Below are 13,538 nucleotides of genomic sequence, written 5' to 3' on the forward strand. Positions count from 1 at the left end.
GAGAATCACACCGTGTCCTTCCACAAACGAATGTCTCTCGTTGCCTCTTCGTGCATCTTCGCCCTGTCCATCGTCGGCTGTAACGCGGGTCCCGAGGTGTCGGAAGGCGAACCGGCCGAGGAGCGGATGGGCGTCGAGCAGCAGGAGGTGTGCTCGCGCCCCGCGGATTACCCCTGGGAAGAGCCCGACTCCGCCAACGTCAAGAAGGCGCTCACGGTGGCCCGAGATCAGATCTGCAAGCCCTTCGTCGTTGGGGGCTCGGGTCCGGACGGGTTCGACAGCGTCGGTCTGCCCTACTTCGCCTACAGTCAGGCGGGCTTCAATGTGTCTCGTGTGAGCGTGTCGAACCTCGGCACCTGGGGCCGCACCGTGAGCTTCGCGGAGCGTCGCCCGGGTGACCTCATCATCTATCGCGCCTGCGCCGCGGGGAACATCGCGCACGTGTCGATCTACATGGGCCGCGACAAGAACACGGGCGCCCCGCAGGAGGTGGAGGCCCACGTCTCGAATGCCAACGTGCGCCTGTTCGATTCGAGCAACCCATCGCCGTGCCTCTTCGTCAGCTCCGTGGTCCGGGTCCAGGGCTGAATCCGCTTCTTCCTCGCTTCCGGGACTCGATAGGATGTTCCAGGGCCGTATCGCCCGGCCGGAATGAATCCGGTCTCGCAGTTCCTCTCCCCCCGGAGGCATCGTGAAGAACGAGAAGAACGAGAAGAAGACCAAGGCCATCAAGGAGCTGTTCATCCAGGACCTCGCCCGCCTCCAGGGTGGCCGCGGCTACACCCCGGCCGAGAACGTGAAGGCGACCAGCACCCTCGCCTGTGGCGAGGAGCCGGGCGGCTGCGACCCGCTGTAGTCGCGGACGTCTCCCGCTGTACCAGGGCGGGGCCTTCGGGCCTCGCCCGTGATAACCCCGAGGCGTGTCTCCCCTCTCCCGCATCACCGCCGCCTGGCGGCGCTACCCCATCCGACGCCAGCTCGAGGAGGCCGATTGCGGCCCCGCATGCCTGGAGATGATCGCCGCCTGGCACGGTGTCCGTCATCCGCCCGAGCTGCTGCGGGAACTGGCGCACGTACGGGCCGGGGGGACCTCGCTGCTCGACCTGCTCAACGTGGCGCGGCAACTGGGCTGGAACGCGCGCGGCGTACAGGTGGAGGACCCCGGCGAGTTGGAGGACGAGGAAGGCCGCGCGCTGCTGCCCGCCCTCGCGCACTGGAACGAGGACCATTTCGTCGTCCTGTATGAGGTGAACGCGCGCGAGGCCGTGGTGGGAGACCCCGCCGCCGGGCTGCGGCGCGTGCCTCGTGAGCGGCTGGGCGAGCACTGGAAGGGTATCCTGCTGCTGCTCGAGCCCACCGAGGCGGTGTTCCGCCCGGCACCACCAGGAAGGGACGTGCGCCGTCCGTCCCCCTTGCGACGCTTCGCCCGGGGACTGCTGCGCTACCGGGCACTGCTGGCGCAGGCGCTGCTGGCCACGGTGCTGCTGCAAGGGCTGGCGCTCGCGCAGCCCTTCCTCCTGCAGCGGCTGGTGGACCGGGCGGTGGCGGGGAGGCAGGTGTCGCTGCTGGGGAGCATTGGTGTGGCGCTCGCGGGGGTGCTCGTCACGCAGGCCGTGGCGACGGTGGCCCGGGGTGCGGCGCTCTTCTGGCTGTCGGGGCGCTATTCGACGCTGCTGCTGACGCGCTTCTGGGAGCGGCTCCTGACGCTGCCGCTGTCCTTCTTCGCCCGACGTCACCGGGGAGACCTGCTGCGGAGGCTGGGGGACCACCAGCGCATCCGCCGCGTACTGCAGGGCACGTCGGCCTCGGTGCTGTTGGATGGGTTGATGCTGGTGGGTTACGGGGCGCTGCTGCTGCGCTATGGCACGGGCATCTTCGTCATCTTCCTCGTGAGCACCGCGACCTACGTGGGGTGGACCCTGTGGGTGCTACCGCGGCGCACCGAGCTGGACACCGAGCGCTTCCGGGTCGGCGCCGAGGCCAACCGGTTGGAGATGCAGATGCTCTCGGGCATCCAGACGCTCAAGGCGTGCGGCGCCGAGCGGCAGTTGCGTACCGCCTGGGAGCGGCTCCAGGCCCGCGACCTGGAGGCCAGCCACCGGCTGTGGCGGCTGGACACCCTGCACCAGGCCGGCACCCTCTTCGTGGGACAGGCCATGTTCGCGGGCATCCTGCTGTACGAGGCCTGGCTGGTGATCTCCGGAGCGCTGACGCTCGGGCAGATGGTGGCCACCACGGCGGTGCTCGGACTGGTGCTCGCGCCGCTGCAGAACCTCGTCTCCTTCGTGAGGGACCTGCAGGAGGTGGGGCTCTCGCTGCGCCGGGTGGACGTCGTGCACGAGGTGGAGCCCGAGCCGCTCGGGGACGAGGAGCGCGCCCCACCCGCCCTGGGGCGTGCGCCGGAGATCCGGCTGGAGCACGTGACGTTCCGCTATGGCGCCCCCCACGAGCCGCCCACGCTGGAGGATGTGAGCTTCACGATCCCCGCGGGGAAGATGACCGCCATCGTGGGGCGCTCCGGGGCGGGGAAGAGCACGCTCGCCCATCTCCTGTCCGGCCTCTACCGCCCCCAGGCGGGTCGCATCCTCTATGACGGCCGGCCCCTGGAGGAATTCCCGCTCGCGGGCCTGCGCCGCTCGGTGGCCTATGTCTTCCAGAAGACAGACGTCTTCGATGGCACGCTCGCGGAGAACATCGCGCTCGGGGACCCGGAGCCGGATCGGCAGCGGGTGCTCCACGCGGCGCACACGGCCAGCCTGGGAGATCTGCTCGGACTGCCTCGTGGGTTGGAGACACGCATCGGCGAGGCGGGCGTCCGGCTGTCCGGGGGCGAGGAGCAGCGGCTGCAGCTCGCGCGTGCCCTCTATCGGGAGCCGCGCGTGCTCTTCCTCGACGAGGCGACGAGCCACCTGGATGCCTCCACCGAGCGGGCCATCACCGAGTCGCTCCAGCGCGAGGCCGCCGGAAGGACATTGGTGGTGGTGGCCCACAGGCTCTCCACCGTGCGCCGGGCGGACCACATCGTGGTGCTGGAGCGCGGGCGCGTGGTGGAGCAGGGCTCCCACGCGGAGCTGCTGGCCCTCGAGGGCGGCCATTACCGGCGGCTCGTCGAGGATCAGCTGGAAGGCTGAACCCCTACATCCTATTGTAAGCAGGAGAACGAAGCCCTCATCCCCAAGGGCAAACACCTCGGGAATTCCTGCTCATCCAGGGCCAACGCATCATCAAGCGTGTTGACACGTCAAAGACACGTCAGCACACTCGATTTCCTCACGTTTCCTGGTATCCCCCGTGACAGGCCTCCCTTTCGAATAGGGAGAGCGTCCAGGCTGGCGCGGCATCTACACGCCTTCGAGGAATCCCGGGGGAACCACGGAGCGGATGAAGGCGGGCCCCCGGGCCAGCCAACAGGGGGGAGTACCATGCCGAGAATCACCGGACTCGCACGAGCCGTGCGAGCGCTCGCCATTTGCGCGGAGCGGCTACCCATGACGGGCCTCGCCGCGGGCATCACCTACGAAAAGCCGTCAAAGACACTCGGCATCCGCACACCCGGCGTGGCACCCCACTCCGCTCCAACCACGGAGCGCTGAATGAGCTCCACACACCAGTACGCCGTCATCGTGGTCGGGGGCGGCGTGGCGGGGACGACCACCGCACTCTCCCTGGCCCGGGAAGGCATTCCGGTCTGTGTCCTCGAGCGGACGCAATACAACCAGTGGCGGCCCGGGGAGACGCTCTCCCCACTGGCTCACGCGGAGCTGCTGCGCCTCGGCGTGCCCCTGCCGGAATCCGGTGAGGACTTCATTCCCTCGCACGGCATCGAGGCGGCCTGGGGCTCCGAGCATCCCCAGTTCCACTCATTCATGACCAACCCCTACGGGGGAGGCTGGCACATGGACCGGCAACGCTTCGACGCGCTGCTGGCCTGGCACGCGGAGGAGCACCAGGTCCCCATCCTGCGGCTCACCTCCGCCGTGCACGTCGAGCGAGGCCCGGGCTCGTGGCACGTCCACGCCAGCTCGCCTTCCGGGGAGTTGGCGCTCACCTGCGAGCTGGTGGTGGACGCGACGGGGCGGGCCTCGTCCATCGCGCGGCAGTGCGGCGTGCGGAGGAACAAGGTGGACGCGTTGTGCAGCGTGTCCGTCGTCCTCGCGCAGCCAGCGGGCATGGAGCAGACGCTGCTCGTCGAGTCCACCCCGCTGGGCTGGTGGTACACCGCGCCATTGCCCGGCCAGCGGGTCATCGTCTCGCTCCTCAGCGATGCCGATCTGCTCGCACTCGCCGGTGCGCTCCGGCCCTCCGGGTGGCGCGAGCTGCTCTCCGCCACGCGATACATCCGGGAGCGCGTGGGCACGCCGCCGGAAGAGCTCCGGCTCCACGTCCGTCCGTGCGAGACCAGCTCCCTCGAGCACTCTGGTGGGGAGCGCTGGCTGGCTGTCGGAGATGCCGCGTCGGGGCTCGACCCCCTGTCGTCGGGCGGCATCCTCGAGGCACTCCGCTCCGCACGCAGGGCCGCCGAGGCCCTCGGCGCGACCCTGGGAGGAGACGGCACGGCCCCCCTACATTACGCGGAGGCCCAGGCCTCCGAGTTCGCGCGGTACCTGGAGGCACGCCTGGGCCACTACGCCATCGAGCGGCGCTGGCCGGACGAGCCCTTCTGGCGGCGGCGGATGGAGGAGCCCACCGCCACCGCGGCCTGAACGACATGTCAAAGACAAACCTCGAAGACAGAGGCCCGGTCCATCAGGACTTCAGCTTGTACCCCGTCTTGAAGATCCACCACACGCCGACGAGGCACAGGGAGAGGAACCCCAGGGTCATGCCGACGCTGACGACCACGTTGACGTCGGAGGCGCCGTAGAAGCTCCAGCGAAAGCCGCTGACCAGGTACACCACCGGGTTGAACAGGGTGACCTTCTGCCAGAGCGGCGGCAGCATGTTGATCGAGTAGAAGGCGCCGCCGAGGAAGGTCAGCGGGGTGACGACGAGCAGCGGGATGACCTGCAGCTTCTCGAAGCCGTCCGCCCAGACGCCGATGATGAAGCCAAACATGCTGAAGGTCACCGCGGTCAGCACCAGGAAGAGCACCATCCACAGCGGATGCTGGATTTCATAGGGCACGAACACCCGGGCCGTCAGGAGGATCAGCACGCCCAGCATCACCGACTTGGTGGCCGCGGCGCCGACGTAGCCAATCACCACCTCGACGTAGGACACCGGCGCGGACAACACCTCGTAGATCGTGCCCGACCACCTCGGCATGTAGATGCCGAACGAGGCGTTGGAGATGCTCTCGTTGAGCAGCGAGAGCATCAGCAGGCCGGGGACGATGAAGGCCCCGTAGCTGACACCATCGATCTGCCCCATGCGCGAGCCGATCGCCGAGCCGAACACCACGAAGTACAGCGACGTGGACAGCACCGGCGAGGCGATGCTCTGCATCAACGTGCGGAAGGTGCGTGCCATCTCGAACCGGTAGATGGCGCGAATCGCATACAGGTTCATGACCGGGCCCTCACCAGGCTGACGAAGATGTCCTCGAGCGAGCTCTCACGGGAATGCAGATCCTTGATGCCGATGCCGTGCTCGCCCAACCGCTGCAGCAGCGTCGCGATGCCTGTCTCCTCCACCTGGGTGTCGAAGGTGTAGACCAGGGTCTTCCCGTCGTTGGACAGCTCGAGCGAAAGCCCGGCCAGCGCCTCGGGGATGCGCTCCAGCGGATGCTGCAGGGTCAAGGTCAGCTGCTTCTTGCCGAGCTTGCGCATCAGCACCGCCTTGTCCTCGACGAGGATGAGCTCGCCCTTGCGGATGACCCCGATCCGGTCGGCCATCTGCTCGGCCTCCTCGATGTAGTGCGTGGTCAGGATGATGGTCACCCCGCTCTCACGCAGACGGCGCACCATCTGCCACATGTCATGGCGCAGCTCGACGTCGACGCCCGCGGTGGGCTCGTCGAGGAACAGGATTTGCGGCTCGTGCGACAGCGCCTTGGCGATCAGCACCCGGCGCTTCATGCCGCCGGACAGCGTCATGATCCGGGCGTCCTTCTTGTCCCACAGCGACAGGTCGCGCAGCACCTTCTCGATGAAGGCCGGGTCTCGGGGCTTGCCGAACAGGCCGCGGCTGAAGTTCACCGTGGCCCAGACGCTCTCGAACGCGTCGGTGGACAGCTCCTGCGGCACCAGCCCGATCGTGGACCGGGCCGCGCGGAAGTCCGAAACGATGTCATGCCCGTCTGCCAGCACCGTGCCTCCGCTCGGGTTGACGAGCCCGCAGATGATGCTGATCAACGTGGTCTTGCCGGCCCCGTTGGGGCCCAGCAGGGCGAAGATCTCCCCGCGTCTTATCTCCAGGTTGATGGATTTGAGCGCCTGGAAACCCGAAGCGTAGGTCTTGCTGAGGTTCTTGACGGAGATGACCGGCTGCACGCGACACCCTTCAATGAAGGAAATGGGGCGTGACCGTAACAGCTGTCAGGCCACCGTCCCGAGCCGCTCCGCACGCAGCCGGACAATGGGCGCGTCAAGGGCCTCCACCCAGCCCCCGCTCCCCTGCTCGCCCGGCCTCACACACTCGCCTTGACCAAGGGGGCTTGTACCGGCTCGATGCTTCCTGCTAGGTGATATTCGCGAATGCGGAATATCGCCGGGTTTGACGACGCAGCGCGTCGGATGATGGAACTATTGGTGGAGGCGGGCCGGCGCAACTCGCTGAGGGATCCGCTCGCCCAGCTCACCGAGACGCTGGAGCTCACGCCGCCCCAGCTCCATGGCGTGCTGTGGCTGGGGCTGGACGGTCCGCTCTCCATGGGGGAGCTGGCGCGGCGGGTGGGCGTCACGGAGAAGACCATCACCGGCATCGTCGACCGGCTCGAGCGCGAGGGGTACGCCCAGAGAGAGAGGGACGCCCTGGACCGACGCGTCGTCCATGTCCGCCTGACCCCGCGAGGGAGGGAGGCCTCCGATCGCGTCCACGCCCAGGCCCAGGAGAGCCTGGGCCATTTCCTGGGCCTGCTCGAGCCCGAGGATCGCACGGCGCTGGTGCGCATTTTCGAGAAGCTGGTGGGCCGGCTCTCCGCGCGCCCGGCGCCCCTCCCCGAAACCCCCTGACCTTTTCGATCCCAATCCCCCGAGGCCCCTGGCCCCGAGGACAGAGAGAGCGCAGTTCCTGGAGAACGCGATGAAGAGCACCCTGAGAAAGACCGCCTGCGTGACGATGCTGGCGCTGGCGGCATGCGGGAAGCCAGCACCCGAGGCGGCCCGGAGCGCGGAGCTGGTGGCGCGTCCCGTGAGCGTCGTCCCGGTGGAGAAGGGGGCGGTGGTGGAGACGGTGGCGCTCGTGGGCGAGCTGGAGGGGATGGAGGAGGTGCGCGTGTCGCCGGTGATGCCCGAGCGAATCCTCAGCCTGGCGGTGAAGGAGGGCGTCCGGGTGAAGCAGGGAGACCTGCTGGCCACGCTGCATGGGGATCTGCAATCGGAGAGCCTCAACCAGGCCCAGGCGGCGCTGGAGGCGGCCCGGGCCAACCGCGACGCGGTGGAGGACAACCTGAAGCGCACGCGGGAGCTGTTGGCGTCGGGCTCGGTGACGAAGGCCCAGCTCGAAGCACTCGAGGCGCAGTACCGGGGCGCGGATGCCCAGGTGCGCCAGGCGAGCGCCGCGGTGGCACAGGCCTCGGCGCAGCGCAGCCGCACCACCATCCGCAGCCCCATCTCGGGCGTCGTCGCCGCCGTCCACCTGCGCGAAGGAGACCTGGCGGGTGCGGGCTCTCCCGTCGTCACGGTGGTGAAGTCCGAGCGCCTCAAGGCGGTGCTGCGCGTGCCGGAGCGCGACTTCCTCCGGGTGCGCGAGGGGATGCCGGTGCGCGTGTCACCGCTGGCCCGGCCCGAGCAGACGGTGGAGGGCCAGGTGTCGCTCAAGGGGCCGGTGGTGGACCGGACGACGCGCACCGGGCTGGTGGAGGTGCACCTGGACAACAAGGAGGGCCAGCTCGTCGCCGGCTCGGCCATCCGCGCCACCATCGAGCTGAGCCGCCGGGAGGGCGTAGTGCTCGTGCCAGCCGAGGCGGTGCTGCTGGAGGGCGATACGGAGCGGACGGGACTGGCCACGGCCTTCGTCGCCGATGGCCAGAAGGCCTCGCGCCGGCAGGTGCGCGTGGGCGTGCGACAGGGGGACCGGATGGAGATCCGCGAGGGACTGGCGGCCGGGGAGCAGCTCATCGTGCAGGGGGTGCACCTGCTGCGTGACGGCAACCCCATCCTGCTGGCCGGGAACCAGAAGGAGGCGGGCAAGTGAATCTCACCGAACTGTCGGTCCGTCGCCCCATCACGGGGGTGATGGTGTTCCTGTGTCTGACCATCCTCGGGGTGTTCACCTTCAGCCGGCTGAAGCTGGACATGCTGCCGAACATCGAATTCCCCATGGTGGCCATCATCACCCAGTACCCGGGGGCGGGCCCGGACTCCATCGAGCAGCTCGTCACGCGCCCCATCGAGGAGGCGATGGCGTCGGTGGAGAACGTGGAGGACGTCAACTCCACCAGCCAGCAGGGCACCTCGCTGGTGATGGTGAAGTTCGCCTGGGGCACGGACATGCAGACGGCCGAGCAGGACGTCCGCAAGAACCTGGAGCTCTTCGCCGAGGACACGCTGCCCGACGACATCACGCGCTCGCTGACGTTCGCGTTCGATCCGGCGCTGCAGCCGGTGGTGTTCCTCACGGTGAACGCGCCCGGCACGCCGCACTCGGTGCGCAAGCTGGCCGAGGACATGGTGGAGCCCTACCTGGCGCGCATCGAGGGAGTGGCCTCCGCCGAGGTGATGGGCGGCACGAAGCGGGAGATCCAGGTGCGGCTCGAGCCCGAGTGGCTGGAGGCCTACGGCATCTCGGCGCAGCAGGTGGTGGCGGCGCTGCGGGGCGCCAACGTGATGATTCCGGGCGGGCAGCTGCAGCAGGGAAGGCAGGAGCTGAACATCTCCACCAACGCCGAGTTCCGCAGCGTGGAGCAGGTGCGTGAGGTGGTGGTGGGGCAGAAGAACGGGCAGCGGGTGCACCTGCGCGAGGTGGCGCGGGTGGAGGACACGTTCGAGGAGGAGACGGCGGTGGTCCGGGCGGATGGCCGGCACGCGGTGATGATGGCCATCCGCAAGCAGTCGGACGCGAACACGGTGCAGGTGGCGAGGCGGGTGATGAAGGAGATGGAGGCACTGCAGAAGCGGCTGCCCGAGGGCGTCACGTTGGTGCGGGTGTTCGATCAGGGCCTGCCCATCACCCGGGCCCTCTCCAACCTCTCCGACAGCGCGCTGCTGGCCATCCTCCTGACGGCGGCGGTGCTGCTGGCGTTCCTGCGCAGCTGGCGCACCAGCAGCATCGTGCTGGTGAGCATCCCCCTGTCGCTGCTGGCGACCTTCGCGGTGATGGACTTCCAGGGGGTGACGATGAACATCATCTCCATGGCGGGCCTGGCGCTGGCGGTGGGCATGCTGGTGGACAACTCCATCGTGGTGCTGGAGAACATCTTCACGCACCTGGGCCGGGGGAAGAGCGCGAAGGAGGCCGCCATCGACGGGACGAAGGAGATGGCCATGCCCATCGCCGCCTCGACGCTGACGACGGTGGCGGTGTTCGCGCCCATCCTCTTCGTGCCCGGGCTGGCCGGCCAGCTCTTCCGGGACATGAGCCTCACCATCTGCATCTCGCTGATGGCCTCGCTGCTGGTGGCGCTCACGCTGGTGCCACTGATGGCCAGCCTGATGGCGCTGGGCGCGAAACAGAACCGGCTGGAGCAGTGGATGGCCCGGCTCACCATGTGGTTGGACCCCCTCTCCGAGCGCTACGCGCGGGTGCTGGGCCGGGCGCTGCGGCACCGGGGAAAGGTGCTGGCGGGCACGCTGCTCGTCTTCATCGCCATCATGTCGCTGACGTCGCTGCTGGGCGTGGACTTCATGCCCAAGACGGACAACGGCGAGCTGCGCTTCTCGGTGAAGGCGAGCCCTGGCACGTCGCTGTGGACCACGGACGAGCTGTTCAAGCAGGTGGAGACCATCGTCCGCGCGGAGGTCCCCGAGGCGGAGGTGGTTGTCTCCCAGTTCGGTGGGGGCGAGGGCATCGCGGCGCTCTTCGGGCAGAACTCGTACTCGGGCAGCGTGCAGATACGCCTGCCGCCGCGCTCCGAGCGCGAGCGCGGCCAGCAGGAAATCGAGAACGTGCTGAGCGAGCACTTCAAGGGGCTGGCGGGGTTGGAGGTCCTGCCGCAGCAGCAGGGCCTCGCGGGAGCGGGCGGCGACGTGGTGGTGAAGGTGTTCGGCGACGACCTGATGAAGGTGCGAGCCTATGGCGCGCAGCTGAAGAGCCGGCTGGAGGCGATGCCCGAGGCGGCGAACGTGACGTTCTCGATGGAGCAGGGCCAGCCGGAGCTGAAGGTGGAGCTGGACCGGGAGCAGATCCGGCTGCTGGGACTCGCGCCTGCGGACGTGGCGTCCACGGTGTCCACGTACTTCCTGGGGACGACGGCCACCATGTTCCGCGAGGGCGGTGACGAGTACCGCGTCTTCGTACGGGCGCCCAAGGAGGTGCGCGAGGACGTGACCCGGCTGCGGGCGCTGCCGGTGGCGACGCCCCTGGGCGTCACGGTGCCGCTGGAGACGGTGGCGGACATCGAGCAGGCGCTGGGGCCCACGGCCATCGCCCGGGAGAACCAGCGGCGGCTGGCCACCATCAATCTGACGTCGGCCAGCGGCGTGGCGCTCGGCACGCTCATCCAGCGGGTGAACGAGACCATCGCCGCACAGGAGGAAGCGCCCGGAATCTCCACGATGGTGGCGGGCACGGCGGAGGATCTCCAGGACTCCTTCATGGCGCTGGGCCTGGCCTTCGTGGTGGCGGTGGTGCTCGTCTACATGGTGATGGCCAGCCAGTTCGAGTCGCTGCTGGAGCCCTTCGTCATCCTGTTCTCGGTGCCGCTGGCCGTGGCGGGTGTGGTGCTGGCGCTGGTGGTCAGCAACACGACGATGCAGGTGACGGCACTCATCGGCATCATCCTGTTGGCGGGCGTGGTGGTGAACAACGGCATCGTGCTCATCGACGTGCTGAAGACGCGGCGCCTGGAGGGAGAGGACCTGGTGATGGCGGCGATGGAGGCGGGCCGGAGCCGGTTGCGCCCCATCCTGATGACGACGCTCACCACGGTGCTGGGCATGGTGCCGCTGGCCTTCGAGCTGGGAGACGGCGCGGAGATGTGGGCGCCCATGGCCCGCGGGGTCATCGGCGGCATGACCGTCTCCACGCTGCTGACCCTGCTGGTCATCCCCGTGGCCTACGTGTCGCTGGCGGGCTGGGTGGATCGCCGGCAGGCGCGCAAGCAGGCGCCGGTCGCGGAGGTTGCTCCCGCGGAGGAATTGCCGCAGCCCGCGTCCACCACGGGGTAGAGGACCACCCGGGTCGAATCCGGGATGTGGCGCCTGTCCCCCTGGCGGGTAACCAGCGGGACAATGGCTGCTCACATCCCGGATGATGCCCAAGCTCCTCGGGTGCGAAATACCGAGACACCCACGCCCTCCCTGAACACGGTGACCTGGAAGGTGGCGCCCGACCATGAGCTGCGCCACCTGCGCACCATCCACCCCTCCCGTGAGGAGCTTGAAGCACTCCGGCAGTCGCTCGGCCTCCATCAGAGCCTGCTGCACCAGCTCCAGGACATGGACTTCGCGCCCGGGGCCGTCGAGTTCCCGCGCCAGCTCCTCGTCCGGCTCAACGTCCCGGAGCTCAACGAGGAGGGAACCCTGCGGTGGGACCGGCTGGACGTGGTGCTCACCGACGACGCCGTGCTCACCGCGGCGCCACGTTCCCTCCGGTCCGTGGAACAGGCCCGCGCACGCTTCCTCCACCACGACGCTCCCGGGGGGACGGATCGCTTCCTGGCGGCGCTCGCAGAGGAGCTCGTGGACGGCTTCGACGCGATATGGAAAACCCTCCGGAAGGAGCTGGAGGGGATGGAGGCACCGGGCCCACGCGCCTCCGCCAGCGCCATGGTCGCGGTGGGCAAGGCCCAGACGGAGATGACCGAGCTGCTGCGCGGCCTCCAGGCGGCCCGCGAGTGTCTGGCGCAGCTCGCGTACCGAGGCTTCCAGCGCATCGGGAAGGTGGCCGCCGCCGAGCTGCTCGCCTCGCACGACCGGCTCAAGGGAATGGCGAACCTCGTGGAGCAGGTCCTCGAGCGCATCTCCGGATTGACCAGGGAGACCTCGACTCCGAGCGAGGAGCTGAGCGCCGAGTCACCGGAGGTCGTCGAGAACGCCATCGCGCTCGGCGAGCGGCGGCTCCATCGGATGACGCTGGCCCACTCGATGACGGCGCTCATTGGCGGACTGGCCGTGAGCTTCGGCGCGGTGGCCATGGCCTGGACGGCCGGACCGTGGAGCCACGTGATGGAGCACCATCAGGTGCACCTGCTGGGCTCGCTCGCCTTCCCCATCGGCTTCATCATCCTCCTCGTGGGCAAGGGCGAGCTGTTCACCGAGAACTTCTTCGTCCCGGTCACCGGGGTGATGAGTGGCCGGGGGAAGGTCCGCGACCTGCTCGTGTTGTGGGGCTCCACGCTGGCCTTCAACCTCGTGGGCGCGGTGGTGTTCGCGTTCCTCGTCTCGCGCCCGGGCGTCATGGCGGACGGCGCGAAACACTTCCTCGTGCAGCTCGCGCACGACAAGGTCTTCGTGCCCTGGTCCACGGCCTTCATGAAGGCCGTCTTCGCGGGGTGGCTGATGACGACGCTCACGTGGCTGTTGCTCGCGGCGCGCGGACAGGGCTCGCGGCTGTTCATCATCTGGATCATGGGCTTCCTCATCGCGGCCGGACACTTCAACCACGTCGTCATCTCGGCGGCCGAGGTCTTCATGGCCATGGGCCTGGGCGCACCCGTGTCGGTGCGTCAGTGGGCGTGGATGAACTTCCTGCCCGCGCTGCTGGGCAACCTCGTGGGCGGCCTCGTCTTCGTGACACTGCTCGGCTACGTTCAGGCGCACTCGCTGCGGCGCAGCGAGCGGCGGATGAACGACGTCTTCCGCCGGCGTGGGACGCAGCACTGAGGTGTCACAGGATGAAACCGCTGTTCGATTCGGTCCACCATGTCGCGCTCATCTGTTCGGACTATGCGCGCTCCAAGGCCTTCTACACGGAGATCCTGGGCCTGCCGATCATCCGGGAGGTCCATCGGGTCGAGCGGAGCTCCTTCAAGCTGGACCTGCAAGTGGGTCCAGGGGTTCAGCTCGAGCTGTTTTCCTTCCCCCATCCGCCGCCGCGACCCACCCGGCCCGAGGCCTGCGGTCTGCGCCATCTGGCCTTCGCGGTCGCCGACATCGACCCGGTCATCGCGCACCTGCGGGCGCACGGAATCGAAACGGAGGAGGTCCGCGTCGATCCGCATACCGGCCAGCGCTTCACCTTCTTCCGGGATCCGGATGATCTGCCTCTGGAAATCTACGAAACCGAGAGAGAGACCATCGCCGCTTGACGCGTCGCGCTCCGGTTTGCTTAGTGCGCCC

Annotated in this window: 12 protein-coding genes; 10 read left to right on the top strand and 2 right to left on the bottom strand. The window is 68.6% G+C overall.

Annotation, left to right across the window (positions count from 1 at the left end):
- Positions 1–12 precede the first annotated feature (12 nt).
- The 5 genes from JQX13_RS01365 (at position 13) to JQX13_RS01385 (ending at position 4,703) form a co-directional block, all read left to right on the top strand.
- On the top strand, positions 13–588 hold the full coding sequence (locus JQX13_RS01365) for a C40 family peptidase (RefSeq protein ID WP_203407263.1): 576 nt from the start codon (positions 13–15) through the stop codon (positions 586–588).
- A 103-nt stretch (positions 589–691) separates the two neighbouring features.
- Positions 692–856, top strand: coding sequence for a hypothetical protein (locus tag JQX13_RS01370; RefSeq protein ID WP_203407264.1), 165 nt, complete (start codon positions 692–694; stop codon positions 854–856).
- 64 nt (positions 857–920) lie between these two features.
- Entirely contained in the window at positions 921–3,131 is a 2,211-nt protein-coding gene (locus JQX13_RS01375; RefSeq protein ID WP_203407265.1) for a peptidase domain-containing ABC transporter, read from the top strand.
- Between the two features lie 291 nt (positions 3,132–3,422).
- A complete protein-coding gene (locus tag JQX13_RS01380; protein WP_203407266.1) occupies positions 3,423–3,593 on the top strand; it encodes a hypothetical protein in 171 nt (56 codons plus the stop codon).
- The gene (locus JQX13_RS01385; RefSeq protein WP_203407267.1) at positions 3,594–4,703 is read left to right on the top strand and encodes an FAD-dependent oxidoreductase; all 1,110 of its coding nucleotides are present in this window, start codon (positions 3,594–3,596) and stop codon (positions 4,701–4,703) included.
- A 43-nt stretch (positions 4,704–4,746) separates the two neighbouring features.
- On the opposite strand, the gene JQX13_RS01390 is transcribed toward JQX13_RS01385, so the two are convergent.
- Positions 4,747–5,508 (bottom strand): ABC transporter permease, encoded by a 762-nt coding sequence (locus tag JQX13_RS01390; RefSeq protein ID WP_203407268.1) that lies wholly within the window; start codon positions 5,506–5,508, stop codon positions 4,747–4,749.
- A complete protein-coding gene (locus tag JQX13_RS01395; protein ID WP_203407270.1) occupies positions 5,505–6,431 on the bottom strand; it encodes an ABC transporter ATP-binding protein in 927 nt (308 codons plus the stop codon). The genes JQX13_RS01390 and JQX13_RS01395 overlap by 4 nt, the downstream gene beginning before the upstream one ends.
- Before the next feature lie 243 nt (positions 6,432–6,674).
- On the opposite strand from JQX13_RS01395, the gene JQX13_RS01400 reads away from it, so the two are divergent.
- The 5 genes from JQX13_RS01400 (at position 6,675) to gloA2 (ending at position 13,507) form a co-directional block, all read left to right on the top strand.
- Entirely contained in the window at positions 6,675–7,112 is a 438-nt protein-coding gene (locus JQX13_RS01400; protein ID WP_203407271.1) for a MarR family winged helix-turn-helix transcriptional regulator, read from the top strand.
- Positions 7,113–7,182: 70 nt separating this feature from the next.
- Entirely contained in the window at positions 7,183–8,295 is a 1,113-nt protein-coding gene (locus JQX13_RS01405) for an efflux RND transporter periplasmic adaptor subunit (protein WP_203407272.1), read from the top strand.
- Positions 8,292–11,426 (top strand): efflux RND transporter permease subunit, encoded by a 3,135-nt coding sequence (locus JQX13_RS01410; protein ID WP_203407274.1) that lies wholly within the window; start codon positions 8,292–8,294, stop codon positions 11,424–11,426. Before JQX13_RS01405 ends, JQX13_RS01410 begins: the two co-directional genes overlap by 4 nt.
- Before the next feature lie 102 nt (positions 11,427–11,528).
- Complete coding sequence (locus tag JQX13_RS01415) at positions 11,529–13,082, top strand: formate/nitrite transporter family protein (protein WP_203407275.1); 1,554 nt, start codon at positions 11,529–11,531, stop codon at positions 13,080–13,082.
- Between the two features lie 11 nt (positions 13,083–13,093).
- Positions 13,094–13,507, top strand: coding sequence for an SMU1112c/YaeR family gloxylase I-like metalloprotein (gene gloA2 / locus JQX13_RS01420; protein ID WP_203407277.1), 414 nt, complete (start codon positions 13,094–13,096; stop codon positions 13,505–13,507).
- The last annotated feature ends 31 nt before the right edge of the window (positions 13,508–13,538 follow it).

The organism is Archangium violaceum (assembly GCF_016859125.1).
In the GTDB taxonomy this organism is placed as follows: domain Bacteria; phylum Myxococcota; class Myxococcia; order Myxococcales; family Myxococcaceae; genus Archangium; species Archangium violaceum_A.

Bases quoted from the DNA above. Each gene is read 5' to 3' on its own strand.
- JQX13_RS01390 (WP_203407268.1), bottom strand. From the start codon at position 5,508: ATGAACCTGTATGCGATTCGCGCCATCTACCGGTTCGAGATGGCACGC.
- JQX13_RS01405 (WP_203407272.1), top strand. From the start codon at position 7,183: ATGAAGAGCACCCTGAGAAAGACCGCCTGCGTGACGATGCTGGCGCTG.
- JQX13_RS01385 (WP_203407267.1), top strand. From the start codon at position 3,594: ATGAGCTCCACACACCAGTACGCCGTCATCGTGGTCGGGGGCGGCGTG.
- JQX13_RS01400 (WP_203407271.1), top strand. From the start codon at position 6,675: ATGATGGAACTATTGGTGGAGGCGGGCCGGCGCAACTCGCTGAGGGAT.
- gloA2 (WP_203407277.1), top strand. From the start codon at position 13,094: ATGAAACCGCTGTTCGATTCGGTCCACCATGTCGCGCTCATCTGTTCG.
- JQX13_RS01380 (WP_203407266.1), top strand. From the start codon at position 3,423: ATGCCGAGAATCACCGGACTCGCACGAGCCGTGCGAGCGCTCGCCATT.